This window comes from Micromonospora sp. DT31 (genome assembly GCF_049841795.1).
Classification (GTDB): Bacteria; Actinomycetota; Actinomycetes; order Mycobacteriales; family Micromonosporaceae; genus Micromonospora.
Window position 1 is genome coordinate 338,637 of record NZ_JBNCKZ010000001.1, and the last position, 20,893, is coordinate 359,529.

The following is a 20,893-nucleotide window of genomic DNA, read 5'->3' on the forward strand; positions in this document are numbered from 1 at the left end:
GCGGCGCCCCCCCGCCCCCCCCCCCCCCCACGCCCGTAGAGTGGCCGCCGGCAGTCGAGCAGCACAGGAGAGCCGTACCCATGATCGTGGAGACCGACCCGCCGGGGCGGGTGGACGGCCGGGCCGCCCGGGCCGAGCGGACCCGGGCCGCGATCGTGGAGGCGCACCTGGCCCTGATCGACGCCGGTGACCTGCGGCCCACCGGGGAACGCATCGCCGAGCGGGCCGGGGTCTCGCTGCGCACGCTGTGGACGAACTTCAAGGACATGGAGACGCTGTTCGCCGCGACCGGGCGGCGGGTCGGTGAGCGGCAGGCCGAGCTGTGGCGGCCCGTGCAGCCGGATCTGCCGCTGACCGGCCGGGTCGCCGCGTTCTGCGAGCAGCGGGCCCGGCTGCTGGAGGTGCTGGCGCCGTCGGCCCGGGCGTCCGCGCTGCGTGAGCCGTTCTCCCCGCAGTTGCGCCGCAACCGGGAGGCGGCCGTCGACCGGGTCCGGGCGGAACTCGAGGCGGTGTTCGGCGCGGAGTTGGCCCACGCCGGTCCGGGGCGGGACCAGTTGCTGGACGCGTTGACCGTCGCCTGCACCTGGTCGGCCTGGTCGATGCTGCGCGACGCGCTGGGCCTGGACCTCGACGCCGCCCGCGCGGTCATGGCCCGTACGGTCGGCGCGCTGCTCGTCGACGCGATCGCCGCCGGCCTGCGCTGAGCCCGGCGCGTGGGGCCGGCGGTCCCGGCCCACGGCGACCGTCCGGTGGTCAGTCCTCGCGCAGGCGGCGCAGGATGCGGGTCAGTTCGGCCCGGTCGTCCGGGTCGAGCGCGCCGAAGAACCGCTCGGCCTCGGTGGCCCGGGCCTGTCGGATGGCCGTGCCGACCCGCTCGCCCTCGGCGGTGGGCGCGACGAGTGTGGCCCGCCGGTCGGCCGGGTCGGGCCGGCGGGCGACCAGGCCGCGGTCCTGCAACCCGTCGATGAACTCGGTGGCCGAGCGGGGGGCGATGCGCAGGTGCTCGGCGAGCGTGCCGGGCCGCAGTGCGCCGTGACGCAGCAGCACGCCGAGGGCGCGCGCCTGGCCCGGGCTGATCTCCCACGGCTCCAGCGCCCGTTTGGTCTGGTGGCGCAGCCGCCGGGTCACCGCCCAGAACGTCTCGGCCAGGGTCTGCGCGTCGCTGCCGGTCACCCGGAATACGATAGCAGCCATTCTTGTTGTTCCCTCATGTTGAGGTAACCTCAGCAATATCCCCGACCTGAGGAGAACGCTTTGGATCGCATCCCCGACGGCCGCGGCCGGACCGTGTCACCCGAGGAGAAGGCCCAGGCCGGCCAGGTGTCCCTGCGCCGCATCGGCGGCCTGTTCACCGCCCACCGCCGCCCCCTCGCCACCGTGGTCGCGATCATCGTGGCGTCCTCGATCATCGCGATGGCCTCGCCGTTCCTGCTGCGCGCCGTGATCGACCGGGCCCTGCCCGAACGTGACCTGACGCTGCTGGCCTGGCTGGTCGCCGGCATGATCGCGGTCGCCGCGGTGACCGCGGTGCTCGGCGTGGCGCAGACCTGGATCTCCACCCGGGTCGGCCAGCAGGTCATGCACCGGCTGCGCACCGACGTCTTCGCCCACCTCCAGCGCCAGTCGCTCGGCTTCTTCGTGCGCACCCGCACCGGCGAGGTGCAGTCGCGCATCACCAACGACATCGGCGGCATGCAGAACGTGGTGACCTCCACCGCCACCTCGATCGCCGCCAACCTCACCACGGTGGTCGCCACCACCATCGCCATGCTGGCGCTGAGCTGGCGGCTCACCCTCGTCTCGGCGGTCGTGCTGCCGCCCGCGCTCTGGCTCACCCGCCGCGTCGCCCGGCTGCGCCGGGAGATCACCGCCCGCCGCCAGCGGGAACTGGCCGACCTGACGGTGACCATCGAGGAAGGGCTGTCGGTCAGCGGCATCCGGCTGGCCAAGACGCTCGGCACCGGCGCGTCGCTCGTCGACCGGTTCACCGCCTCCTCGGCCCGCCTGGTCGACCTGGAGCTGCGCTCGGAACTGGCGGGCCGCTGGCGGATGGCCGCCATGAGCATCCTGTTCGCCGCGATCCCCGCCGTGATCTACCTCGGCGCCGGGCTGCCCGGCACCGCCGGCACCCTCACCATCGGTACGCTCGTCGCGTTCACCGCGTTGCAGGGCAACCTGTTCCGGCCGCTGATGGGCCTGCTCAACGTCGGTGTCACGCTCACCGCGTCGCTGGCCCTGTTCGCCCGGATCTTCGAATACCTCGACCTGCCCGTGGACGTCGCCGAGCCGACCCGTCCGGTCCCGCTGGACCCGGCCACGGTCCGCGGCCACCTGCGCGTCGAGGACGTCACGTTCAGCTATCCGGGCAGCGACACCGCGGCCCTGGCCGGCGTCAGCCTGGACGTGCCGGCCGGCACCAGCCTGGCGCTGGTGGGGGAGACCGGCTCCGGCAAGAGCACACTCGCCGCGCTGCTCAGCCGCCTGCACGACCCGGACGCCGGCCGGATCACCATCGACGGCGTCGACCTGCGCGAGCTGCGCCTGGCCGACCTGGCCGCCGTGGTCGGTGTGGTCAGCCAGGAGACGTACCTGCTGCACGGCACCGTGCGCGACAACCTGCGGTACGCCAGACCCGACGCCACCGACGCGCAGATCGAGGCCGCCGCCCGCGCCGCCCGCATCCACGACCTCGTCGCCGCGCTGCCCGACGGGTACGACACCATGGTCGGCTCGCGTGGGCACCGCTTCTCCGGCGGCGAGCAGCAACGCCTGGCGATCGCCCGGACGCTGCTGCGCGACCCGCGCATCCTGGTGCTCGACGAGGCGACAAGCGCGCTGGACACCGAGACCGAGCGCGCGGTCCAGGCGGCGCTCGACGAACTGGCCCGGAACCGGACCGTGGTCACCATCGCGCACCGGCTCTCCACGGTCCGCGACGCCGACCGGATCGCCGTGCTCGACCACGGCCGCATCGTGGAGTCCGGCACCCACGACGCGCTGCTGGACCGGCGCGGCCGGTACGCCGCCCTGGTCGGTTGAGCGTCCCGCCGGCCGGCCACCGCTGCCGGCGGCGGTCCGGCGCAGCCGCCGGCGGCGGCCGTGGCCGTCGTCGTGGTCAGCGGCCGGGGACGCGGGCGGCCAGGTCCAGGGCGGCCCGGATCGGGTCGTCCGACCAGCGGCTGGCGAACACGTCGTGCAGTCGCCACCCCGCCCGGGTCAGCGAGCGCTGCCGCTCCAGGTGCGCCGCCACCCCGTCCGGGTGCACCGCGCAGATCACCCCGACCGCGTCCGCGTCGGCGCCGACGCAGAGGTCGACCCGCCAGCGGCCCACCGGATAGCCGGGCCGCACCGGCAGCCCGAGCCGCCGCAGCTCCTGGGCCAGCTCGGCGGCCCAGCCGGTCGCCGGTTCCGCCTCGGGCGCCACGGGCGCTCGGTCCGCGTAGGCCAGGTAGTCCCCCACCAGACCCTCGGGCGAGCCCAGCGACGTGACCACGGCCAGCCGGGCGCGGGCCCGGGTGACCAGCACGTTGAACAGGTTCGGCTCGGCCACGAACCGGTGCCGCGACGGCGGGTCGCCGTCCACCAGCCCCAGCGAGGCGATCACCACGTCGGCCTCGCTGCCCTGGAACGCGTGCACGGTGCCCGAGCGCAGGCCGAGGCGCTCGATCGCCTCGACGTCGTACGCGGCCAGCAGCGCCGCCTCCAACGCGTCGGCCTGCGCCCGGAACGGGCTGACCACCGCGATGCCGCCCGCCGGGGGCGCCTCGGCGAGCCGGCCCACCAGGTCGAGGACGGCGGCGACCTCGGCCTGGTTGACGCCGTCGACCACTGTCGCCCCGGTCACGGTCAGCACGTCGATGACGTCGGCACGTTCGTTGCGCGGATGCCGCGTGACCAGTTCCAGCCGGTCGCCGTAGAACCGGCCCGCGGAGAACTGGATCAGGTGCGGCACGGATCGGTGGTGCTCGCCCAGCCAGGTGACCGGGGCGGCGCCGACGGCCACGTCGAAGGCGCTGGACCGGCGCACGTCGAGCCGGTCGCCGAACCGGTCCAGACCGTGCCGGTGCAGGGTGGCGGTCACGTCCACGTCGGCCACGAACGACACGAACCGCAGTTGCCGGGGGTCGCCGGCGACCAGCGCGTGCCGCGCCCGGGCCAGCGCGGGGGCGGCACGCAACTGGTCGATGTGCGCCGCCTCGTCCAGCACCACCAGGTCGAACATCCCGGGCGTCGGCGGTAGCAGGTCCTCGATGTCGCTGACCGTGCCCACCCACAGCGGCAGCGCCCGTACCAGCGCCCGGGCGTCCAGCCCGGCAAGCAGTTCCCGGCGGCGGTTGCGTCCGGCGCGCAGCGCGGCGGCGAGCCCGCTGGTGGCCCGCCGCGCCTCGCCGGCCCACCGTTGCGCGCCGGTCGCCCGGTGTCGCATCGCGGTGCCGACCGCGTCGGCCAGCGCGGCGTCCGCCTCGTCGAGGCTCCGCCACGCCGCCGCCAGGTCGGTGCCGCCGGTGGCGGCCAGCCGGGCCGCCGCCCGTACCGCGCCCGCCGCCTCCAGCGCGGTCCGCAGCCGGTCCGGCGACGGGTCGCCGCCGACGAGCCGGCGCAGCTGCCGCTTCGCGTGGGACCGCCGCCAGCGCCGCCACCAGCCGTCACCGGTCGCGCTCGCCCGGTCCAGGGTGGACCGGACGGCTTCCAGGTCGGTGTCCGGGTCGAACAGGGCAGGGGCGTCCTGGGTCAGGGCCGGCAGCAGCGGCTGCCACCCGGGTAGCGTGGCGGCGCGACGTTCCTCGTCGAGGGCGGCGACGATCGCGGCCCGCACGGCCGCCACCCGGGCCCGGGCGGACGCCACGGCGGCCTCGTCGGCCAGCAGGGTGGCGTCGTCCGTCCCGGCCGCCGCGCCGCCGGCCAGATCGATGGCGATCGCCTCGCGGCGCTCCGCGTCGCCGAACAGCACGGGTGTCGGGCCGGGGTGCCGGCGCAGCAGCTCGCCGAGCACGTCCGCGGCGTGGACCGACTTGGTGGCCACCAGCACCGACCCGCCCCGGTCCACGGTGTCCAGCGCGGCGGCGACCAGGGCGTGGCTCTTGCCGTTGCCGGGCGCGCCGGAGACGACCACGACCGGTTCGGTCCGGGTCCGCCGGACCACGTCGCGCTGCGCGGCGTTCAGCGGCAGTGGCGACAGCACCTCGGCGTCGTCGGTCGGACCGTCGCCGGTGTCGCCGCGCCGGTCGGTGTCGTCGCCCTGGTCGGTATAGAGCCGGCTCAGCGCCGTGTCCGCCAGCCCGGGGCGGACCGCCCAGTCGAGCAGCGTGTCGCGCAGTCGGCCGGTCAGCACGTCGCGGGTGGTGAACAGCGCCGCGGCGGCGATTCCGGTGAGCGTGTCCTCGTCGATGACCCGGGGCGGCCGCGCCCGCACCGTGGTCAGCTTCAGGCCGGCGGCCTCGGCGGCGGCGGTGATCCAGGCCTTCGTGCCGGCCGCGCCGAGCCAGCCGGGCGCGGCCAGCCCGGGGGCGGCCTCCAGCCGGCCGGCGAGGTCCCGGTCCTCGACCAACGAGGTCAGTTCCAGGTCCCCGGCCGGCACGATCCGGTAGCTGCGGGAGGTGCGGTCCAGGCGTACCGGCTGGGCCAGCAACGGCACGCGGACCCGCCGGCGGCTGCCGTCGACGTCGACCCCGCCGACGACGAAGGCCAGGCCCCGGCGCAGGATCCGCTGGTCGCGGTGCAGCGCGTCGAGGGCGGCCAGCCGGTCCAGCCTGGCGTCGCGCGGCGCGCGGTCGGGCTCCGGCAGCCAGATCAGCGGCCGCGCGGTGCCGGACACGTCGAAGGTCCGCTCGGCTCCGGCCGGAGCCAGTTCGGCGAGCGCGGTCAGGATCTTCGCCACGTCCATCGCCGGCCGATTATGCCGTACGCGCACCGGGGGTGGGCCTGTCGCCCGGTCGGGCAACCTACGGAACCGTAGGAAAGTTTTGCCCAAGCATTCATGCTTGTAGCTATTTACCGAAGGGGCTGTTGCTCCTAGCATCGATCTGCATCGTTGTTAATGAACGGGAGGGTCCATGTCCATGACGTTCACCGCCGCCCGATTGCGTGTCTCGGCCGTGCTCACCGTCGCCGTCGTCGCCGGGGCGCTGCTGGGAGTGCAGCCCGCGCAGGCGGCCCGGCCCGGCTTCCGGATGCCGTTCCTGTGCGGCCAGACCTGGCAGGGCAACAACTGGAACGGGCACAGCCCCGCCCACGCGATCGACTGGAACCACTACAGTGCCAGCGGCGGCGCCGACGACCTCGGTCGCCGGACGGTCGCCAGCGCCGCGGGCACCGTGCTGGAGTCGTACTACTCGACCACCTCCGGCTACGGGAACACCATCGTCATCGGGCACGGCGACGGCTGGCGCACCCGGTACGCCCACCTCAAGTCGCGCGCTGTCGCCAAGGGCGCCAAGGTGAAGCGCGGCACCGTCATCGGCCGGGTGGGGGCCACCTCGGCGAAGTACAACCTCAGCCCGCACCTGCACTACGAGCAGATCCACAACGGCAGGGTCGTGGTCGCGGTCGTCCAGGGCGTCACCTGGTCCGACGGCCGCAAGGCCAACCAGAAGAGCACCAACAACTGCTGAACCGCGACGTCCCCGGGTCGCCGCCCGCGTCCGGGCCCGGCGCCGCGGCTGCGGCGACGGGCCCGGACCGGCATCGGATCAGAGGAACGCGCCGACGCGGGGTGTCGCGCCGTCCCAGCGGAAGATCGCGGCGTAGAGCGCACGGCGGGGTTCGGGTTTGGCCGGCAGCTTGCCGTCGGCCTCCTGCCGGCACGGGGCGTCGCCGTCGCAGACCCACCCGTGCAGGAAGATCCGTTGTTCGTCCTCGACCAGGGCCGGGACCAGGTCCGCGCCTCCTGGGCCGCAGATTCCGGTACCGGCGGTGGTGAGCAACGGGCGCTCCGCCTTGCCGTGGAAGTCCCACCGGTTGGTGGAGGTGAGATAGACGGTGGCGTAGCTGCAGTTGTTGTAGCCGTACCGGGAGGCGAACAGCACGAACGTGTCGCCGCGCTGCCGCAGCACCGGGTTCTCGATGATGCCGTCGCTGCGGGTCAGCTCCCCGCTGGCGTTGCCGATCCAGCGGGTGCCGCTGTCGTTGACCCGGAGCATCCGGATCGACGACGGCTTGTCCTGCGTCTTGTAGAGCACGAAGCGGCGGCCCTCGGCGTCCACGAACGGTGACGGATCGATGACGCCGGCGGCGGCGACCGGCCGCCCCGGCACCGCGTCGTCGGCGTTGTGCGCGCCTCCAGGGCAGATCAGGGGCGCGGCACCCACCGGCGTGTACGGGCCGCCGACATTGGGGGAGGTGGCGGCACCGATGCACCGCTGCTTGTTCATGCCCTTGGCGGGCAACGAGTAGTAGAGCACCCATCCGGCGGAGGTCTGCACCGCGTCGGGCGCCCACACGTTGTCGTTCTCGGCCCAGTCCGGCTTCGAGCCGAGGGCGTTGCCGACTGAGGTCCACGGCCCCGAGGCCGTGTCACCCCGGTAGACCGGAGCCATGTCACCGGTGGTGAAGACGAAGAAGTCGTCGTTGTGCCGCACCACTCCGGGGTCGGCGAGTTTTTTGTCGGACGGCGCGTACACCGGTCGTGGGGCGGCTGCTGCGGCGGGTGCGGGGGCGGACCCGACGACGGCGAGCGCCGCCACGGCGGCGGCCAGCACGGGCCGCCAGATCGTTCGTGGACGCATGGGATCTCCTTGGCGTGACGGGCGAGGGGATGGCGAATCGAAAGGGCAGCGACGAGCGTGCCCGCGTGCCCCGCACCTGTCAAGATTCTTCATTCAGTATCGACGATACGAAAATTTTCTCGAATTGCTGTAGAAAACCTTCCGTGGGCTCCGCCGTCCGGGTAATATCCTTCACCGCCGTGTTGCAGCCATGTCGACTGCCGGCATCGTGGAGGGAGTGCCCATGCAACGTGGAAGACGCTGGTCAGCGCGGGGCGCAGGCGCCGTCGTCGGCGCGGCCGTGCTGCTGGTGAGCCTGCTGCCCGGGGCTCCGGCCGCCGCGGCGAACTCGACCTTCCGGGCGGCGACGCTCAACATCCTCAACGCACTCAGCCAGGCGCAATTCGCCGAGGACCTGGATTTGATCACCTCTCGGGCGGACCTGGTCGGTCTCAACGAGGTCGGCAACCGCAAGGCGTACCTGCAGGAGTGGGCCGCCGCCAACGGCTGGTGGCTGTACGCGCCCGCACCGGTCCAGGCGGCGAACGAGGCACTGCTGGCCAGGAAGAGCATGTTCGACGTGCTCGACAAGGGATCGAACTTCGTGTGCGACACGAACGGGCCGGGTGACGTGCCGCCCGCCCGATACAACAACTGGGTCAGGTATCGGCACAAGGGGACCGGGCGCAGCGTCTACCACATCAACGCGCACGCCAACGCCGGCATCGAGAGCAACGGGAGGCCCGAGAACCTGCCCCGCACCGACTGCGCCGAGAAGCAGTTCCAGGCACTGAAGAACCTGGCGGTCAACAAGAAGGACACCGGACAGGTCATCGTCAGCGGTGACCTGAACGTCGACTTCAGCGCCGACCGGGCGTACGGGTACGCGAAGTTCCCGTGGCAGGTCTTCGAGTCCAACGAGCTGCCCAATCTGCGTTCCTGCTACAACCTCTACGGCGAGAAGGGCAACGGCACGCACGGCAACCGGCACATCGACTACATCTACTTCTGGAAGCGCGTCGAGGAATTCCGCGTGATGCGGATGACCGACTATGCCATCGTCGGCGGAACCAACTCCGACCACAACGGCGTGGTGGCCGATTTCGTCCTCGCCCCGTAGTCACCGGGAACCGCTTCCGCGGCGCCCGTCGCCGGGCCGCCCTCTCAGTTCGGGGGCGGCTCCGGCTCGCCGGGGTCGCGCGGGCGTGGCCGCTGTCCCGGGGTTGGCCGGTCGCGCCGATGTCGTTCCTCGGCGTACTCGGCTCGGCGGCGGGCCAGGTCGCGCTCGCACTCCAGCGCGATGCGCTGCTCCCAGTACGGCTGGAGCAGCTTGCGCACCCGCTCGTCCAGACGCACCGTCACGTCCGGCTCGCAGGTGAACGTGACCTCGCCCCGCGCGTACACCCAGGGGGGTGGGTCCTCCTCGGTGAGCGCCGCGGTCAGCGCGGTGTGCAGTTCGTGCGGGCGGTGTGGCGGCACCTCGGTCGCGCAGCGCGCCGCCAGCCGGCGCAGTCGCTGGATCGCCTGCGGCTGGAAGTAGTCGACGTACCAGCCGAACAACTCCGGCCGGGCCGTGTCCGAGGACCAGGTGAACGTGGTTCGCAGCGTGAACCCGTACACCTGGCCCTGGGCGGACACCTCCAGCGGCTCCGGGAAGCGGCGGTCGACGGTGGTCATCGCCAGCGCGGGCTCCTCGGTCCACCACCACTGCCGCAGGGTGGGCTGCGCCCCCTCCCAGAACCGTCGGGCCCGCCGGTGGGCGGCGGCACCGAGCGTGCGCGACCACTGCGCCCAGTGCCACCGCCGGCCGACCGGCGCGCCCGGCTTCGGTCGGCGGTCGGCCGGGCCCGGTTCCTGCGGCTCCGTGGTCATCGCACCCCTTTGCACGGCTCCCCGCCCCGACGTCGGCGCGACGGCGGGGCGGACGGGCGAGGGGTGGCGGAGCACCGCGGGCGGCGATCCGTGATCCACGCTAACAATCCCGGCCGGCCCAGGCCCGCTGCCGCGCGCGGCGGGCCCGGGGGAGGCGTTCACGTGGGCGGCTGACCGATCGGATGACCACGCCGGTAGTCCTATTCGCGGGACTCCGTGGCGAACCCGGTCCCGTCTACGGGACCGACCATCCAAAGTCGATCGTCACGTCTTGATCCCGCTCCGTCGCCCTTCGTAGCGTGATGGTCCCTGATCCGCCACCGACCGGACGAGGTACGTCCATCTGGGGTGCGCATGCTGATCGCTGGAACCGTACCGGTCCCGACCGTCATGGCGGAGTTGCGCGCCGAGCGCTCCGTGTTCCACTCCGAGGCGGACCTCCAGCACGCCTTCGCCTGGACCGCACACCGGCTCGACCCGAGCGTCCAGGTCCGCCTCCAGGTCCCGCACGACCAGCACGGCCACCTGGACCTGCTCTGCCGCGGCCCGGGCGGGCGGACCGCGATCGAGCTGACCTACCTCACCGCCCGGTGGGGCGGCGTCGACCCGCACACAGGTGAGCGGTACGACCTGCGCGACCACGCCGCCGCCGACCTCGCCCGGCACCGGTTCGTCACCGACCTGGAACGGCTGGAGCGCTTCTGCCGGGGCCGGCCGCCGCCGACGACCGCCGTCGCGCTCCTGCTCACCAACGACCCCGCCCTGTGGCAGGCGCCGGCCACGGACCGGCCGACCCGGGACCGCGAGTTCCGACTGCACGAGGGGCGAAGCCTGCGCGGCGTCCTCCGCTGGGGCAGCGACGAACGGTACTTCCCGCCGGATCAGCGCCACCTGGCCGGCGACTACCCACTGCGCTGGCAGGACTTCACCCGCCTTCCGGGACCCCACGGCCGGTTCCGCTGGCTCGCGGTGCCGGTCCACACCGCCGACGCACCGACGCCCGCCGAGCCGGGCGCGGGAAGGGACTGAGTACATGACCGTGGACGCCTGCCATGCCGCCGGCCGGGCCGTCGGGTTCCTGCGATCCGTCGCCGAACGACAGTACGACCGGACGTGGACCCCCGACTTCCTCAGCGAGAACCCCGACGCGCAGGGCTTCACTGTCTTCCACCGCGGCGCCCTGGTGCTTGTCTACGCCGCCGCGCCCGAGCGCGACCCCAACCGGTGGGTCTTCCGCATGGCGTGCGCGCCCGGCGCCGACGTGCCTGACGTGCACGGCGCGATGACCTGGGCGAACATCCGCAACCGGCTGACCGACACGGGACGCTACTACTGCGTGGTCAAGCCCGACCAGAGCGCCGGCCACGTGGTCTTCGCCCTCGACGTCTGGAGCCAGCTGCTCGACGACGTGTCCACGCCGCAGGCCCAGCCCGCGCGGGACCTGCTGCAGTCCTCGCTGGCGGTGTGCGTCCACAACGCATTGGCCGACTTCCGGGACCTGGTCGCCTACTTGCCGGCGCGGCCCCTCGCGCCGACCGAGATCGACGCCTGGACGCTGTATTCCACCACCCGGCAGTGACGGCGCCGACGCACGACAGGCGACCCGCGGGAGATCGCCGGGTGGCGGGCGCGCCGCTACCAGTGCCCGTCGTTCGGTGGGCGGCACTCCCGGGCGTGCATGGCCTGCCAGTCCCGCAGGGCGCGCTTGAGCCTGTCGTTCTCCTGCGCGAGCAGGCGTACGTGCCGGTGCAGCTCGGTCAGCTCGTCGGCGACCCGGGCCTGGAACTCGCGCACCTGGTCGGGGTCGACGCCCCGCCTGCGGGGGTCGAAGGCGTGGGTGCGCACCTCGTGCGGGGTCGGCCGGGCCGGTAGGCCGGTCAGGTAGGGCCGGCCGGATCGATACTGCGTCACTTCGGTCCTTTCCGGGGTGGGCGGAGACGCGGCGGGTCGGTGCGGTGGGGCTGGAAGGGCGGGCCGTCCGCACGCCGGCCGGGGGCGACCCGCCCGCCCCGCCCCCGCAGCCCGGATCGGCGGTACGGAGCCGGAGCAGTCCGGAGGGTCGGGGCGGGTACGCGCACCCGCCCCGACCGGGGGATGAGCCGAACTCGTTGCCACGCGAGGACCGGCTCGGAATCAACTTATCTAGACATGTCAGATGAGTCAACGCTGCTTGTTAGGCGCGTCGCGGTGTGATCGAATCGGATCGCCACGCGAGGAGTGCCATGCGAGAAGTGCCGGACTACTGGCGCATCGCCGACGATGTGATCGCCGACGTCAGCGGCAAGAAGCTGAAGCCGGGGGACAAGCTGCCCTCAATCGCTGAGCTGCGCGCTCGCTACCGCGTGAGCCATGGGACCGTGCAGATGGCGTATGCGCGTCTCGAAGCGTTGCGGGTGATCCGCCGGCAGCAGGGCAAGGGTGTCTTCGTCACGGACCCGAAGACCTGGATGCGAGAGCCGTAACCGGCGTCAGTCCAGCAGCGCCTTCATCCAGCGGTCGGTGTGGCGCTCGGTGTACTCGGCGTCGTCGCGCCACGCGTCACCGTGCCCGGTCCGCCAGTGGGTCGCCCAGGGCTCGACGCCGAGCGCGGCCTGGTCCCGCAGGAAGTCGTGCATCGCCCGGGTCCGCACGGTCAGCAGCGGCACCAGGTCGCGGCGCTGCCGCTCGTCCAGCCCGTAGGCGTCCACCAGGGTGCGCAGACGTTGCCCCGCGTCGGCGCGCTGCCAGTCCGGACGCGCCGACATCGGGACGAAGCCGTGCACCGCGTAGGCGAGGTCCCACAGGCGTGATCCCGGCCCGGCGTTGTCCCAGTCGATGACGACCCAGCGGTCACCGATCACGAGGTCCCACGGTGCGAGGTCGTGGACGATCATCTCGTCCCGGTCCGCCGGGATCACGACGTTCCACCGCGCGTCGGGCGGTGGCGTGAACGTCGCGAGCGCGTCGTGCAGCTCGCGCGTCAGCCGATCCACCCTGGTGAGCCGGTCCAGCGGTTCGAGCAGGTCGAAGCGGAGCGGCTAGGGCACCTCTCCCGCCGCGTAGGTGAGGATCTCCCGACCCTTCTCGTCGACACCGAGCGGCCGGGGCGCGCCCCGGAACCCGACCGACCAGAGGTGGTCGAGAAGCGCGTGCACCGCCGGGGTCCAGGGGCCGGCCTGCCGGCGTACGGTGTCCCCGACCCGCACCACACCCGCCGTCACGTTTCCGCCGGTGAGCGGGATCTCCTCGGCACTCATCCGCCAAAACTGCCACATCGGCGGTCGCCCGCATGCACCCACCCGCCGCCGCGCGACTCGCCATACTGTCGGCGATGACCGCGAACGTGCGTACCGAAGACGGCTGCCGCCTGTGGGCCGAGCAGACCGGCGTCGGCCCGCCGCTCGTGTTCTGCCACGGCGGCCCGGGCGTCTGGGGCTACCTCGGCCCGCTCGCCCGACTGCTCGACGGCGACGCCCGCGCCATCCGCTGGGACCAGCGCGGCTGTGGGCGCTCCGAGCGGCGTGGGCCGTACTCGGTCGACCGTTTCGTCGCCGACCTCGACGCGGTACGCGAACACCTGGCCGGGCCGCGAACGGCAGTGTTGGGCCACTCGTGGGGCGCGCACCTGGCGCTGCGGTACGCGATCGAACACCCCGAGCGGGTCAGCCATCTGATCTACGTCTCCGGCACCGGCATCGACCCCGAACGCGGCTGGCATCCGCACTACGAACGGAACCTCAGGCGGCGACTCGGGCCGCATCTGCACCGGTGGGAGGCGCTCGGCGCGCGTGACCGCACACCCGCCGAGGAACGCGAACGGGCGGTCCTGCAGTGGTCGGCCGACTTCGCCGACCCCGACGCCGCCATGACGCACGCCGAGGACCTGGCCACGCCGTGGCTGGGCATCAACCACGACTGCAACCGGGCCGTCAACGCCGAGGTCAAGCACGAACTCCGTACGTCCGAGATCGCGGCGCGGTGCCGCACGCTGGACCTGCCCGTGCTGATCATCGACGGCCCCGAGGACATCCGTCCCCGCTGGAGCGTGGACTCGCTGCACCGGGGGTTGACCAACTGCCGGCGGGTGAGCCTGGCCGGGGCCGGTCACCTGCCGTGGGTGGAGAAGCCGGACGACTTTCGGACGGCGGTCACCACCTTCCTCGCCTCCCCAACGTGAGGCAAAGAGGATGGCTGACTTCGGGAACTGCCGGCCGGCCAGGCGATGTCTGTGGGTACCTCCACTACGGACGGTAGTGATACTGACGGGAATCTGACTTCAGGCTCAGTTCTGCGCGTGAAGATCCGCTAAGGTTACTCATAGCACCCGCACAGCTGCTTTGCGTATTTGCCCGCGGATCGTCTGGAGGTGTGATGGCGCCGACCAGGCGTTCGGCCGTCCTTATCGGAGTGAACACCTGCGGGGCCGACGTGCAGTTGCCTGCCCTGCGCTACGCCGAGAACGATGCGCGGGAGATGCAGGCCGTGCTGTTGGATCCAAACATCGGCACCTTCGACAACGTCGACCTCTTCGTAGGTCCTGATGCCAGGTGGCACGACATCAAAACCCGGCTCCGGGAGATTGCTGTCGAGTCGCGTCCGTCCGACCTTCTACTTGTCTACTTCGCCGGTCACGCGCTGGTGCCCGAGTGGAACAGTCAACTCGACGCCTACCTGGTCACTGCGGATCTAAGCCCGGATATGCTGCGCAAGCAGCCCGATAACGGGTTGCGGATGGCGTTCCTGAAACGCGACGTGTTCGAGATGTTCGCCGGTACCTCCTTCCTCATCCTCGACTGCTGCCATGCGGGCATTTATCGAGATGCCGCCCTGCGGCACGCCGAGGTGATGCAGACCTACCGCACTCAGGTTGATCGACACAGCGCGCTTCTGGCTTGCCCCAATGGCTCGGCCGCGCGGGAGAGCGACGAGCATCGACATGGTTTGCTGACCCATCACCTGCTGCGCGGGCTGCGTGGTCAGGCTGGTGACAACGGGCGGGTCTCGTTCGGTCAACTGGCCGAGTATGTCGCACTTCAGGGTCTTGAACCACCACCGGTACCGCTCGTCCAGACCTATGCACCCACCACGGTCCTCACACACCCGCCGGTCTCACGCCACGAGCGTGAAACGCTGACCTCCTCTGCCAGTCCTGGCACGATCCAGCCGTGCAAGAGCCCTCTCGACGACCGCGCCAGTTCGATCCTGCAGATGCTCAGCCGGGTGTTTCCGGCCAGTTCTCAGCCATCCCCGGCACGTCAGCCGGACCAAACCGGGCGGGTAGAACTCATCCGGCACGCCCTCGATGCCGAGTCCGCGGCAGTCATCGAGTTCTCGGGCCAAGGGATCGGCGTGGTCAACTCGACAGGCCGGTTCGACAAGGACAAGCTGTGGCCGCTGCTTGAGCGCAGTGCCCCCGACACCATGCAATTCCGCACTTCGATCCCGGGGCACATCGTCTCGGATGACGCCGACCGGCGGCTGCTCTGCGTACCCGTGTCGTTCGACAACGACCGGACGCTCGCGCTGATCGTGGCGGACCCCGCAGTGGCCCTGCTCGACATGGGCGAGCCGTTGGCCATCATCTTACGGACAATCTGGGAGTCGGATCCGCTGGACAACCCGACTGAAGCTGAGATGCGGGTGATGACCGCTCTGCGTAGTAACTTTGGACGTTTGCCGCTCACCCTCTACCAGTATGCCTTCAGCCTCTATCAGAAGCTGATCGGCTCGATGACCATGGTCTTCCAGCCTGTGGTGGAACTCGACCAGCGTCCGGCCGGAGTGAGTATCCAGAGCTATGAGGCATTGGCTCGCCGCACCGAGAAGGAGAAGCGTGCTCCCCTTATGGCGCTGCAGATGGCGCATGCTTGGGGCGACCGGTTCATCATCGAACGCGATACTCAACTCCTCGAGAAGGCGATCACCTCTTATGCTAACGCTGATGCCGACGCGCCCTGGCAAGGTACAAAGCCGCTTTCGGTAAACGTGGCGGTACGCTCCCTGCTCAGCGACTCCTATCTGGGCCATGTGAGTAGGGCGCTTGCTGAGGCCGGCCTCAATCCGCGAACCCTGACGCTGGAGATATCCGAACAGGACCCGATCCAACCGGGCCCGGGCGAACAGTGGCCGCAGGAACCGCTCGCCTACTTTCATGGGCGGCTTACGGCCCTCGCTCGCGAGCTGCGGATCCAATTCGCGGTCGACGACTTCGGCGTTGGCTATGCATCGCTGGCGCGCATGGCTGAGTTGCCGTTGACCCAGATCAAGGTTGATCGGGCTGTCCTGCACCATCCCCTGGCCTTGGAGGAACTCGCGCTCGTAGCCCGGGTAGCGCGAGATGCGCTCGACCGGGGGCATACGCCACACGCCCGTGCAGTCATCGTGGAGGGCTACGACGACGAGGCGCCGGTGGGGCTCAAGCAGATCTACGACCTCGGCATCCACCACGTCCAGGGGTATTTCTGCGGAGAGGTTGCGACGACCGCGCTGCATCCGCTCGATCAGGCGGTCCGGGACCGCGTCGCCACCCGGGTGAGGGGTGAGGAATGACCACCGTCAAGCTGCTATTGCCGGCAGACGTCATGGAGGAACTTGATCTTCCCTACGAGGGCGTCCGCGATGCCTCTGGGATAACCCTCGCGGTCGACGCGGTGAGCGTCATGGCGAATCTCGCCACTTTAGCCGCCTTGCAGCCTCAGCTGGGGGAACTGGTGGCAGCAATCCGGAATTGGCGACTACGTGACCCCCGGCCGTCGGTGACCCTTACCGTCAAAGGGTCGGGGATCGACCTTGAAGTCGACTTGCCCCGCAATGTCAGTAGGGCCCAGCTTCTCGCGCAGCTTCAGCCACTCTTCGAGGATGAGTGATCCTGGCCGGCGCGTCTTCAGACCTGTCAGGACGGAATCTGGGCGAGCCTGAGCACGTGTTCGAAGCCGCGTTTCCGCGCGGGCGAATCCACCATTGGCAGGATCAGCGCTGGTATGCCGGCGGAAACCGATCCGCCGTCGCCGGCGGGATGATCGCCGACCATCAGGGTCTGGCCCGGGGCGGCATGGAGGGCTTCGAGGGCGGTGCCCCAGATCCGAGGGTCCGGTTTGACGAAGCCGACCTCGTAGGACAGGACGAACGCATCGACATAGCCGTCGAGCCCGTGCCGCGCAAAGCATTTACGGATGTCCCAGCCGACGTTGCTGACGACGCCGATGCGGACACCGCCATCATGCAATGCGGACAGGGTGGCGGCGGTGTCGGCGTACGGCTCGATGGCTTCGGCGTGTGTTTCGTGCAAGGCCGAGGCCAGCGCCTGGTCCACCCCGGGAATCTGTTCCAGCACGGAGCGGATCGCCCGATCCCAGACTCGCGGGTCCAGATCTCGGGTGATGTGGGCCGGATCCGTGGCCGTCTCCCGCAACAGTGCCGCGTAGTCGCCAGCAATACGGTGCGCCTCGCCGGCCGCCACGGTCCGGTCGATCGATGCCGCCGCGTTGGCCACCCAGCGCTCCGGGTCGCGGGCGAACAGAGTCCAGGCGAAGTCGAACAGTACCGTCGTCACGGGCATGGCGGTCATCGCATGACCCTAGATCAATACGATATCAGGCCGCTGATCTTCAATGAGCAGACGTACGAGTACCTGGGTGAGCGCAGTTACCTCGTCACGGACACCGCCGAAGGGCCAGCGGGGACGGTGCTGGGCACGACTGCGGTGCTTCAGCGAGCCGTGGTGTCGCAGCTCGGACAGCATCCGGCGAGGTAGCTGTCGAGCCCCGCCGGCGGCCCGCCCCACCTGATCCGCCAACAAATCGACGCAGCAACAATTTTGGATGTTCGGCTGGTGCCGGCGCGTCGATCGTCCTGGTCGGATGGCGGAACGGACATCGCCGTTCGACGATGACAGGAGGGACCGTGCGCACACCATCCCGTGCGTTGACGGGGACCACCGCGCTGCTGATGGCAGCCGGCCTGGTCCTGACCGCCGCCGGCAGCGGCCAGGCGGCACCCCGGGAGCAGGCCCGCACCGAGGCGCCACCGGACCACCTGCCGGGCGACCGGCACGACAGCTTGGCCAAGGACAACCGCAAGGGCCGGGTCGCGGCCAGCGACCGGCAGCGGGCCCGGGCCGCCGCGCTTGGCGCGCGCGTGCGCTGGACCGACTTCGGTACGCCGGCCACGCTCACCTCCCTCGGTAAGCCGCTCGCGACCGGGCTGCCCGCCGACCCGGCCGCCGCCGCGCGGGCGTACGTGGTGGCGAACCGGGACGTGCTCGGGTTGACCGCCGAGGGTGCCGCCGCGCTGGAGCAGTTGACCGTGGCGCCGATGGGCCAGGGCGCGACGGTGCTGTTCCGGCAGCGCTTCGGTGACCTGCCGGCCGCCGTCGACGGCATGCTGTCGGTCGGGGTCCGCGACGGCGCGGTGTGGCACGTCAGCTCCTCGCTGGCCCGCGACGCCGCCACGCCGGCCCCGGCCACGATCAGCGCCGAGCAGGCCCGCACCGCCGCCATCGCCGACGCCGGCCGTGCCGACGCGCAGGTCATGCGTACCGCGTTGGTCGCGGTGCCCACCGCGGACCGGGGGCCGCGCGCGGCCTGGGAGGTCGTCCTCGGCGCGGACGCCACGGGCACGGACCCGGCGGCCTACTCCACCTACGTGGACGCCCGCGACGGCGCCGTGCTGGTCCGTGAGGACCTCATCGACCACGACTCGGACAACCCCTCCTGGGAGGTCTTCCCGAACTCGCCGCGCGTCGACCGGTCCTCGGTCGACACCCGGGTGCGCTGGTGCGCCGCGCCGGCCGCCGGCTGCCGTGAGGTGGTGGGCGTGCCGGGGCACCCGGCGTGGGACGCGGACCCGGCTACCGGGGCGTCCACCACCACGACCAGGGGCAACAACGCGATGGCGGTGGAGAACTGGTTCAGCAACGACGGGACCAGCGTCGGCACGGAGAGCGCGACGCCCCGGCCGGACCGCACCTACGCCTACCCGTGGACCAACCAGTGGCAGCGGGAGCGGTGCAACTCGGAGGTGTTCACCTCGCCGCAGGCCAACGACATCGACGCGGCCCGGGCCAACCTGTTCGCCATGCACAACCGGATGCACGACTGGACCTACCACCTGGGCTTCACCGAGCAGACCTGGAACCTGCAGCGGGACAACCTCGGCCGGGGTGGCCTCGGTAACGACCCCGAGCAGGGCAACGCCCAGGCCGGCGGCGTCAGCGGCGGCCCGCCCACGTTCGCGGCCCGCAACAACGCCAACCAGATCACGCCGCCGGACGGGGTCGCCCCGATCACGAACATGTACCTGTGGCAGCCCATCGCTGGTTCGTTCTACGCGCCGTGCGTCGACGGCGACTTCGACATGTCGGTGATCGCGCACGAGTACGGCCACGCCGTCTCCAACCGCATGATCGCCGGTCCCAGCGCCGGGGTCAGCTCGCCGCAGGGCATGAGCGAGAGCTGGTCGGACCAGCTCGCCGTGGAGTACCTCTTCGAGCACGGGTACGCCGCACCCGGCCGACGTGGCTTCACCATCGGCGAGTACACCACCCAGGACCCGAACGCCGGCATCCGCAACCACAACATGAGCGGCAGCCCGCTCAACTACAGCTCGGTCGACTACGACCTGGTCGGCCTGCAGGTGCACGCCTCCGGTGAGGTGTGGAGCGCCACCAACGCCGACATCCGCTCGGCCATGATGCGCCGGTGGGGCAGCGGCACACCGGCCGTGCAGAAGGCGTGCGCGAACGGCACCCGACCGGTGACGGCCTGCCCGGGCAACCGGCGCTGGATCCAGCTCGTCTTCGACTCGTTCCTGCTCATGGCGGTCAGCCAGGTCAGCATGGTCGACGCCCGAGACGCCATGCTCGCCGCCGACCGGATCCGGTTCGGCGGGGCCAACCAGGACCTGCTGTGGAACGCGTTCGCCGGGCGTGGCCTCGGTGAGGGGGCGGCAAGCGTCGGGCACACCGACGCCGATCCCACGCCGGGCTTCACCTCCCCGTACGCGCGGGAGGGTTCGCTGCGGCTGCTGCCGATCGGCGAGCGCGGCCAGGTGGCCGGCGCGCAACTGTTCGTGGGGCGCTACCAGGCGCGGGCGGTGCCGGTCGCGGACACCGACGCGGCCACCCCGCTGACCGACCGGGTGAACCTGGTCCCCGGCCGCTACGAGTTCATCATCCGGGCACCCGGCTACGGGCACACCCGGATCGGCCCGGTGACCGTCAGGGCGGGCCAGAACCGCACGCTCGCGGTGTCGATGCGGCCCAACCTGGCCTCGACAGCGGCCGGTGCGACGGCCGGCGGCGACGGGATCAACGTTCCGCACCTCGTCGACGACGACGAGGCCACCAACTGGGCGGCGCTCGGTGCGCCGGTCGCCGGCCGGCAGGTCACCGTCGACCTGGCCGGCGGTGTCCAGCAGGTACGCCGGGTGCAGGTCAGCGCGATGTTGCGCCCGCCGGTGGTCGGTGACGCCGACGCCGGCAGCCAGAGCCGGTATTCGGCGCTGCGGCAGTTCCGGGTCCTGGCGTGCACCGTCAAGGGCGCGGTGACCTGCGCCGGGGGGGCGGACTTCCGACCTGTCTACACCAGCCGGCCGGACGCGTTCCCGGCGGTCGCGCCCCGGCCCCGGGCACCGGAGCTGATCATGCGGTCGTTCGACATCCCCCGCACGAAGGCCACCCACCTGCGTGTCGAGGTGCTGACCAACCAGTGCACAGGCGCGCCGGACTACGCCGGTGAGCAGGACGCCGACCCCCGGGCGGCGACCGACTGCGCCACCGCCAGCCCGCAGGCGCAGAACGTACGGATAGCCGAGTTCCAGGCGTACGCGCGCTGATCTCCCAAGGCGGGTGCGGATGGGCGGTGAACGCCCGGCCGCACCCGCCGCCGCGTGTGGTCACCGGCGGGTGCCGGTCCCATTCCCGTGCGTCGAACGCACCGACAAGGGGCATCTGCCCGGGCCGTCGACGCCCCATTTGGTCCGGGAATCGACTACGAAAAATATGACGAATTCCTGATTTGCCGCGCCTCGCCATTTCATTCACGGTGACGAATCCCGAGCCGGTGCGGGCGTCGGTCATGGCGCTCCCGCCGACCGTCGGAGGGCCGGGAACCCCGCCGTGGTGAGGGTTTCGACGCTTGACGGTGATCTTCGTGGCGACTAGGTTCGCGTGGACGGAATCCTGGTTGACCGACCGTTAAGTCATTTCTTTCCGGCGCCTGCGGCAAAGGGTGGCATCGGTTCCATCACTATCCGCAACAGTTTCATGACATGGCCGGTTTCATTTCCGGCGGCTGCTGGACACTTACGGGGAGGTGTCGTGGTGGGAAACCTGTGCCCTG

Annotated in this window: 19 protein-coding genes; 11 read left to right on the forward strand and 8 right to left on the reverse strand. The window is 71.4% G+C overall.

The window, feature by feature from the left end; genetic code table 11:
- The first annotated feature begins 80 nt into the window (after positions 1–80).
- Entirely contained in the window at positions 81–704 is a 624-nt protein-coding gene (locus ACLQ2X_RS01405; protein ID WP_425679049.1) for a TetR/AcrR family transcriptional regulator, read from the forward strand.
- 49 nt (positions 705–753) lie between these two features.
- Here ACLQ2X_RS01405 and ACLQ2X_RS01410 read toward each other — a convergent pair whose 3' ends face one another.
- Positions 754–1,173, reverse strand: coding sequence for a MarR family winged helix-turn-helix transcriptional regulator (locus tag ACLQ2X_RS01410; protein WP_425679050.1), 420 nt, complete (start codon positions 1,171–1,173; stop codon positions 754–756).
- 81 nt (positions 1,174–1,254) lie between these two features.
- On the opposite strand from ACLQ2X_RS01410, the gene ACLQ2X_RS01415 reads away from it, so the two are divergent.
- A complete protein-coding gene (locus ACLQ2X_RS01415) occupies positions 1,255–3,039 on the forward strand; it encodes an ABC transporter ATP-binding protein (RefSeq protein ID WP_425679051.1) in 1,785 nt (594 codons plus the stop codon).
- A gap of 76 nt (positions 3,040–3,115) precedes the next feature.
- On the opposite strand, the gene ACLQ2X_RS01420 is transcribed toward ACLQ2X_RS01415, so the two are convergent.
- A complete protein-coding gene (locus ACLQ2X_RS01420) occupies positions 3,116–5,884 on the reverse strand; it encodes an AAA domain-containing protein (protein WP_425679052.1) in 2,769 nt (922 codons plus the stop codon).
- A gap of 169 nt (positions 5,885–6,053) precedes the next feature.
- Here ACLQ2X_RS01420 and ACLQ2X_RS01425 point away from each other — a divergent pair, with 169 nt between their 5' ends.
- On the forward strand, positions 6,054–6,611 hold the full coding sequence (locus tag ACLQ2X_RS01425) for a M23 family metallopeptidase (protein ID WP_425679053.1): 558 nt from the start codon (positions 6,054–6,056) through the stop codon (positions 6,609–6,611).
- 78 nt (positions 6,612–6,689) lie between these two features.
- On the opposite strand, the gene ACLQ2X_RS01430 is transcribed toward ACLQ2X_RS01425, so the two are convergent.
- Positions 6,690–7,724, reverse strand: a complete 1,035-nt coding sequence (locus ACLQ2X_RS01430; protein WP_425679054.1) for a glycoside hydrolase family 43 protein — start codon at positions 7,722–7,724, stop codon at positions 6,690–6,692.
- A gap of 223 nt (positions 7,725–7,947) precedes the next feature.
- On the opposite strand from ACLQ2X_RS01430, the gene ACLQ2X_RS01435 reads away from it, so the two are divergent.
- A complete protein-coding gene (locus tag ACLQ2X_RS01435; RefSeq protein WP_425679055.1) occupies positions 7,948–8,823 on the forward strand; it encodes an endonuclease/exonuclease/phosphatase family protein in 876 nt (291 codons plus the stop codon).
- 44 nt (positions 8,824–8,867) lie between these two features.
- Here ACLQ2X_RS01435 and ACLQ2X_RS01440 read toward each other — a convergent pair whose 3' ends face one another.
- Positions 8,868–9,575, reverse strand: a complete 708-nt coding sequence (locus ACLQ2X_RS01440) for a hypothetical protein (protein ID WP_425679056.1) — start codon at positions 9,573–9,575, stop codon at positions 8,868–8,870.
- A gap of 354 nt (positions 9,576–9,929) precedes the next feature.
- On the opposite strand from ACLQ2X_RS01440, the gene ACLQ2X_RS01445 reads away from it, so the two are divergent.
- Together ACLQ2X_RS01445 and ACLQ2X_RS01450 are read left to right on the forward strand one after the other, a co-directional pair.
- Positions 9,930–10,604: a hypothetical protein gene (locus ACLQ2X_RS01445; RefSeq protein ID WP_425679057.1), complete on the forward strand. Its 675-nt coding sequence runs from the start codon at positions 9,930–9,932 to the stop codon at positions 10,602–10,604.
- 4 nt (positions 10,605–10,608) lie between these two features.
- A complete protein-coding gene (locus ACLQ2X_RS01450; protein ID WP_425679058.1) occupies positions 10,609–11,154 on the forward strand; it encodes a hypothetical protein in 546 nt (181 codons plus the stop codon).
- Positions 11,155–11,210: 56 nt separating this feature from the next.
- Here the strand turns inward: ACLQ2X_RS01450 and ACLQ2X_RS01455 are convergent, their stop codons facing one another.
- On the reverse strand, positions 11,211–11,486 hold the full coding sequence (locus ACLQ2X_RS01455) for a DivIVA domain-containing protein (protein ID WP_425679059.1): 276 nt from the start codon (positions 11,484–11,486) through the stop codon (positions 11,211–11,213).
- Between the two features lie 311 nt (positions 11,487–11,797).
- Here ACLQ2X_RS01455 and ACLQ2X_RS01460 point away from each other — a divergent pair, with 311 nt between their 5' ends.
- Positions 11,798–12,037: a winged helix-turn-helix domain-containing protein gene (locus ACLQ2X_RS01460; RefSeq protein ID WP_425679060.1), complete on the forward strand. Its 240-nt coding sequence runs from the start codon at positions 11,798–11,800 to the stop codon at positions 12,035–12,037.
- A 6-nt stretch (positions 12,038–12,043) separates the two neighbouring features.
- Here the strand turns inward: ACLQ2X_RS01460 and ACLQ2X_RS01465 are convergent, their stop codons facing one another.
- Together ACLQ2X_RS01465 and ACLQ2X_RS01470 are read right to left on the reverse strand one after the other, a co-directional pair.
- Positions 12,044–12,547, reverse strand: a complete 504-nt coding sequence (locus tag ACLQ2X_RS01465) for a hypothetical protein (RefSeq protein ID WP_425679061.1) — start codon at positions 12,545–12,547, stop codon at positions 12,044–12,046.
- A gap of 45 nt (positions 12,548–12,592) precedes the next feature.
- A complete protein-coding gene (locus ACLQ2X_RS01470) occupies positions 12,593–12,811 on the reverse strand; it encodes a hypothetical protein (protein ID WP_425679062.1) in 219 nt (72 codons plus the stop codon).
- Positions 12,812–12,885: 74 nt separating this feature from the next.
- Here ACLQ2X_RS01470 and ACLQ2X_RS01475 point away from each other — a divergent pair, with 74 nt between their 5' ends.
- The 3 genes from ACLQ2X_RS01475 (at position 12,886) to ACLQ2X_RS01485 (ending at position 16,420) form a co-directional block, all read left to right on the forward strand.
- The gene (locus ACLQ2X_RS01475; protein ID WP_425679063.1) at positions 12,886–13,731 is read left to right on the forward strand and encodes an alpha/beta fold hydrolase; all 846 of its coding nucleotides are present in this window, start codon (positions 12,886–12,888) and stop codon (positions 13,729–13,731) included.
- A 194-nt stretch (positions 13,732–13,925) separates the two neighbouring features.
- Positions 13,926–16,103: an EAL domain-containing protein gene (locus ACLQ2X_RS01480; protein WP_425679064.1), complete on the forward strand. Its 2,178-nt coding sequence runs from the start codon at positions 13,926–13,928 to the stop codon at positions 16,101–16,103.
- The gene (locus ACLQ2X_RS01485) at positions 16,100–16,420 is read left to right on the forward strand and encodes a hypothetical protein (protein WP_425679065.1); all 321 of its coding nucleotides are present in this window, start codon (positions 16,100–16,102) and stop codon (positions 16,418–16,420) included. Before ACLQ2X_RS01480 ends, ACLQ2X_RS01485 begins: the two co-directional genes overlap by 4 nt.
- Before the next feature lie 26 nt (positions 16,421–16,446).
- Here the strand turns inward: ACLQ2X_RS01485 and ACLQ2X_RS01490 are convergent, their stop codons facing one another.
- Positions 16,447–17,121, reverse strand: a complete 675-nt coding sequence (locus tag ACLQ2X_RS01490) for an HAD family hydrolase (RefSeq protein ID WP_425679066.1) — start codon at positions 17,119–17,121, stop codon at positions 16,447–16,449.
- A 335-nt stretch (positions 17,122–17,456) separates the two neighbouring features.
- Between ACLQ2X_RS01490 and ACLQ2X_RS01495 the strand changes: the two genes are divergently transcribed.
- On the forward strand, positions 17,457–20,387 hold the full coding sequence (locus ACLQ2X_RS01495) for a M36 family metallopeptidase (protein WP_425679067.1): 2,931 nt from the start codon (positions 17,457–17,459) through the stop codon (positions 20,385–20,387).
- Positions 20,388–20,893: the final 506 nt, after the last annotated feature.

Bases quoted from the DNA above. Each gene is read 5' to 3' on its own strand.
- ACLQ2X_RS01405 (WP_425679049.1), top strand. From the start codon at position 81: ATGATCGTGGAGACCGACCCGCCGGGGCGGGTGGACGGCCGGGCCGCC.
- ACLQ2X_RS01420 (WP_425679052.1), bottom strand. From the start codon at position 5,884: ATGGACGTGGCGAAGATCCTGACCGCGCTCGCCGAACTGGCTCCGGCC.
- ACLQ2X_RS01425 (WP_425679053.1), top strand. From the start codon at position 6,054: ATGTCCATGACGTTCACCGCCGCCCGATTGCGTGTCTCGGCCGTGCTC.
- ACLQ2X_RS01430 (WP_425679054.1), bottom strand. From the start codon at position 7,724: ATGCGTCCACGAACGATCTGGCGGCCCGTGCTGGCCGCCGCCGTGGCG.
- ACLQ2X_RS01435 (WP_425679055.1), top strand. From the start codon at position 7,948: ATGCAACGTGGAAGACGCTGGTCAGCGCGGGGCGCAGGCGCCGTCGTC.
- ACLQ2X_RS01440 (WP_425679056.1), bottom strand. From the start codon at position 9,575: ATGACCACGGAGCCGCAGGAACCGGGCCCGGCCGACCGCCGACCGAAG.
- ACLQ2X_RS01445 (WP_425679057.1), top strand. From the start codon at position 9,930: ATGCTGATCGCTGGAACCGTACCGGTCCCGACCGTCATGGCGGAGTTG.
- ACLQ2X_RS01450 (WP_425679058.1), top strand. From the start codon at position 10,609: ATGACCGTGGACGCCTGCCATGCCGCCGGCCGGGCCGTCGGGTTCCTG.
- ACLQ2X_RS01460 (WP_425679060.1), top strand. From the start codon at position 11,798: ATGCGAGAAGTGCCGGACTACTGGCGCATCGCCGACGATGTGATCGCC.
- ACLQ2X_RS01470 (WP_425679062.1), bottom strand. From the start codon at position 12,811: ATGAGTGCCGAGGAGATCCCGCTCACCGGCGGAAACGTGACGGCGGGT.
- ACLQ2X_RS01475 (WP_425679063.1), top strand. From the start codon at position 12,886: ATGACCGCGAACGTGCGTACCGAAGACGGCTGCCGCCTGTGGGCCGAG.
- ACLQ2X_RS01480 (WP_425679064.1), top strand. From the start codon at position 13,926: ATGGCGCCGACCAGGCGTTCGGCCGTCCTTATCGGAGTGAACACCTGC.
- ACLQ2X_RS01485 (WP_425679065.1), top strand. From the start codon at position 16,100: ATGACCACCGTCAAGCTGCTATTGCCGGCAGACGTCATGGAGGAACTT.
- ACLQ2X_RS01490 (WP_425679066.1), bottom strand. From the start codon at position 17,121: ATGACCGCCATGCCCGTGACGACGGTACTGTTCGACTTCGCCTGGACT.